The following is a 3,640-nucleotide window of genomic DNA, read 5'->3' on the forward strand; positions in this document are numbered from 1 at the left end:
TCAACGATGCCGCCGTGGCGCAGTCATTCTTCTTCTGGGTCGGGATCGGGATTCTGGCGGGATTCAACGAACGGTGGGTCAAACGGCTGATCTCGCAGCCGATGAGTGAGAAGGACAAGGGAGCGTAGCTCTACTCAGTGATGCCCCTCCTGAGTAACGGCGATGGCTGAGGTGCCGGTCTCGCCGCCGGCGAAGACGATCTGTACGGTCGTGCTCGTGTCTGGCGGGCGCCGGGGTTGGTCACCCGTGGGCGTGCGCTAGTTGATCGCGCGCGACTGGGGGGCTGGTACGGGCATGGCGGTTGACGCTGCTCGATCGGCAGAGGGGTTCACGTCGGCCAAGGCTCGCGGGTGCTCGCCGTGGAACATCACAGCCTCGGGCTGGCAGACCGGTGAGGGGCGGGGCGGTCGGTAGTTCGCGCTCAGCCCGCCCCGGGCCGCTCTGCGAGCTCCTTGGCGGACGCCGTCGCCTCCCCTCCCACTCCCGCCACCCGCTTCGTCTCCACACGCCGCGTCAAGTTCCGTACGTCCGGGACCAGCAACACCAGCGCTGTCACCACCACGATCAGCGTCGCCGAGCCCCACAGGGCGTTGCTGCGGCCGAACAGGCTCTCCGCCGGGCCCGCCAGGGCCGTGGAGACGGGGAGCATCGCCGTCGAGCCGAACCAGTCGTAGGCGGAGACGCGGGAGAGTTTCTCCTCCGGGATCTCCTGGTGCAGCGTGGTCATCCACGCCACGCCGAACACCTCTATCGCCACACCGCTGACGAACATCGCCGCGGACAGCCCGAGCGTGTCCAGCGGCACGGCCAGCGCCGCTGACGGGAGCGCGATCGGGAAGACGCCCAGCGTGCCGACCAGCAGCATCCGGCGCGGCTTCCAGCGCATCATGAGCAGCGCGCCCGCCAGCGTGCCGACGCCGAACGCGGCCAGGGCCAGGCCCCAGGGGCGTGCGCCGCCGAGTTCGTCGCGGGCGACCAGCGGGCCGTACACCGACTCGGCCGCGCCGACCAGCGCCACCACGATGGAGAACTGCGCGACGATCGACCACAGCCACGGGCGGCCGATGAACTCGTGCCAGCCCTCCCGCAGATCGGCGAGCAGCCCGCCGCCCGGCTCGCGTTCGGCGATGTGGCTCACGTCCAGGAAGGCGCGCAGCCCGCCCGCGACCGCGAAGGCGGCCGCGTCGACGGCCAGCACCCAGCCGGGGCCGACGGCCGCGACCAGGACGCCGCCGAGCGCGGCCCCGCCGAGGCCCGCGCCGTGCATGGCCATCCGGAACAGCGCGAAGGCCCGGCCCGCCTGCTCGCCGCTCACGCTGGACATCAGCATGCCCTCGGCCGCCGGGTTGAAGAACGCCTGGCCCGTGCCGCACAGCGCGGTCAGGACCATCATCTGCCAGATCTGCGGGTCGCCGACCAGCACGAGCACCGCGAAGGCCGCCTGCGAGACGCAGTTGAGGGCGTTGGCGGCGACCATCACGCGATGCCGGGGCACCCGGTCGGCGATCGCGCCGCCGATCAGCAGGAAGAGAACGAGGGGGACGATCCGTGCCGCCGCCACCAGGCCAACGTCCCCCGCATCGCCGCCCGCGTCGAACACCGCCCAGGTGGTGGCGATCAGCGCGCCGTGGGTGCCGAGGTTGGTGACGATCGCGGCGGCGGTCAGCAGGGTGTAGTTGCGTCCGGCCCACTCGGGGGCCCGACGGCGTGCGGCGGCGGGAGTACTCACTCAGGGACTATCCCCGCCGACGCACCTGTCTGCCAAACCGATTACCGGCCGACCCCTACGACTGCGACTGCGACTGCGACTGCGATTACGACGACGAGGAGAGCCGTACTGTGCTCAGGATCTGCCGCATCGTCGCGTCCGGAACCTCGTCCTTGACACCGGCGTTCGCGTACAGCACCCACGTCGCGAAGTCGCCCTTCGCGTTCTTGAAGCTGAACGCGATCGACTTGCCGTCGGTGTCGCACTTGTTCTTCTTCGTCAGGCCGGTGGCCTTGGCCGTCGCGACATGGCCGCTCAGGCCGGACTTCGAGGTGTACGCCTCGGCCGGGCTGATCTTGATGAGCTGCTTGAGCTTGGCCTCGGGCTCGTCCTGGGCGAACGGCCCGAAGACCCACGCGCCCGCCTCGTTGCGGGCGTTCTCGGAGGTGTTGGTCGCGCCCTGGCCGCCGCGGGTGCCGGTGGCGGCGAGGTTGCTGTCCTCCTTGGACCCGTCCTTGTCGGTGTCCTCGCTGCACCACTTGGACTTGTACTCGGCCGGGGCCGACATGACGATGTACGCCGAGCTGTCGTCCTTCTTGTGGTCGTCAATGATCATCGAGACGCCGCTGCCGGCCACCTCCCAGCTCGCCGGGACGTCGAACAGCGTGCCGTGCCGCGGGTTGAAGACGGGCTTCCAGCCGGGGATCGTCGGCTTGGCCCCCTCGCCGCCGCGCGGGTTGTCGATCGGCGGCGAGCTCGCGGGGGCCGCGGAGGAGCTGGCGGGCGGTTTCGGGTCACCGCCGGCCTTCGCTCCCTTGTCGTCGTCCTTGAGGACCAGGAAGCCCGTGACGCCGGCCGCGACGACCACCGCGAGGGCCGCGCCGATCGCGACGAGCGTCGTCTGGTTCTTCTTGCCGCCGGGCCCGCCCGGCTGCGGCGCGCCCGGCACCGCGTACTGCGGCACCGTCGGCTGCTGGTACGGGTTGGGCTGCGGGTACCCGGGCTGCGGCGGCTGACCCGGCTGCCCGGGCTGCTGCGCCGGCGGCGGGTAGCCCGGCTGCTGGTAGCCGGGCTGCGCCACCGTCGGCTGCTGGTACGGATTCGGCTGCCCGTATCCCGGCTGCTGGTACGGGTTCTGACTCTGGTCCTGCTGCGGGTTCTGCTCGCCCCCGGGCGGCTGCTGTCCTGGCCACATGGCCAGTAACCATAGAGGGGGAGCGAACCGGGCGGGGTACGGGGATGGCCAAGCCGTACTACTCGTGGGTAACATCGCGGCCATGAGCGCAGACCAGATGTCCGTCGGCGAGATGCTCGCCGCCACGGTCCCGATGGCCAGGACCCTGAACCTGGAGTTCCTGGAGACCACCCCGGAGCGCGCCGTCGTGCGCCTGCCGGACCAGGCCGACTACCACAACCACGTCGGCGGACCGCACGCCGGAGCGATGTTCACGCTGGCCGAGTCCGCCAGCGGCGCCATCGTCCTGGCCGCCTTCGGCGACCAGCTGGGCCGCGCCGTGCCGCTCGCCGTCAAGGCCGAGATCGGCTACAAGAAGCTCGCGATGGGCGTCGTCACCGCGACCGCCACCCTCGGCCGCCCGGCCGCCGAGGTCGTCGCCGAACTCGACGCGGGCGAGCGCCCCGAGTTCCCCGTCCGCATCGACATCACGCGTGAGGACGGCGCCGTCACCGGCGAGATGACCGTCGTCTGGACCCTGCGTCCCAACAGCTGACCGGTCGACCGGCGCACCGCCCCCGCACCCCAATGGGTGCGGGGGCGGTCGTGTTCCGGGAGCGGTGCCCGGGAAACGCACGGACCGTCACGCATAGTGCGCTCAGACCGTTCGTGCCGTGCGAAGGAGCCGTCCCCATGCCCGACGACGTCCCGCCCCCGTCGCAGGAGAGGCCCGCCGCGCGCGGCGTCACCCGCCGCAC

The 3,640-nt window shown here is 71.4% G+C and carries 3 protein-coding genes; 1 reads left to right on the forward strand and 2 read right to left on the reverse strand.

What is annotated here, in order from left to right:
* Positions 1-421 precede the first annotated feature (421 nt).
* Together VIU94_RS34900 and VIU94_RS34905 are read right to left on the reverse strand one after the other, a co-directional pair.
* Positions 422-1,729 (reverse strand): MFS transporter, encoded by a 1,308-nt coding sequence (locus tag VIU94_RS34900; protein WP_331917877.1) that lies wholly within the window; start codon positions 1,727-1,729, stop codon positions 422-424.
* Positions 1,730-1,814: 85 nt separating this feature from the next.
* Positions 1,815-2,903, reverse strand: a complete 1,089-nt coding sequence (locus tag VIU94_RS34905) for a DUF8017 domain-containing protein (RefSeq protein WP_331917879.1) — start codon at positions 2,901-2,903, stop codon at positions 1,815-1,817.
* 97 nt (positions 2,904-3,000) lie between these two features.
* Here VIU94_RS34905 and VIU94_RS34910 point away from each other — a divergent pair, with 97 nt between their 5' ends.
* Positions 3,001-3,438: a DUF4442 domain-containing protein gene (locus tag VIU94_RS34910; RefSeq protein ID WP_331917881.1), complete on the forward strand. Its 438-nt coding sequence runs from the start codon at positions 3,001-3,003 to the stop codon at positions 3,436-3,438.
* Positions 3,439-3,640 lie beyond the last annotated feature (202 nt).

Source organism: Streptomyces sp., assembly GCF_036566765.1.
In the GTDB taxonomy this organism is placed as follows: Bacteria; Actinomycetota; Actinomycetes; order Streptomycetales; family Streptomycetaceae; genus Streptomyces.